The sequence below is a fragment of the Oleiphilus sp. HI0066 genome, from assembly GCF_001635725.1.
This window is the reverse complement of record NZ_LWFH01000962.1, coordinates 1-265: the sequence shown is the minus strand read 5'-3', so window position 1 is coordinate 265 and position 265 is coordinate 1. Positions and strand designations below refer to the sequence as shown.

The window sequence follows — 265 nt, the reverse complement described above, 5'->3', positions numbered from 1 at the left end:
CGTGTAAGCAATATGACCTTCCTTTGAAAGTTTTGCTATTGAACAACCAAGCTCTAGGTATGGTTAAGCAATGGCAGGACATGAATTACGAATCTCGTCACTCTCATTCTTACATGGACTCATTGCCTGACTTTACTAAGTTGGTTGAGTCTTATGGTCATGTGGGTATGACGGTCAATAAGCTAGACGAATTAGAGTCTACCTTAGAGAAAGCGTTCGCAATGAAAGACAAGTTGGTATTTATCAACGTTTATGTTGATCCTTT

1 protein-coding gene is annotated in these 265 nt (G+C 39.2%); it reads left to right on the top strand.

The window, feature by feature from the left end:
• Positions 1-265, top strand: a 265-nt coding sequence (locus A3738_RS10865; RefSeq protein ID WP_231876622.1) for a thiamine pyrophosphate-dependent enzyme, incomplete at both ends; no start/stop codon positions are given.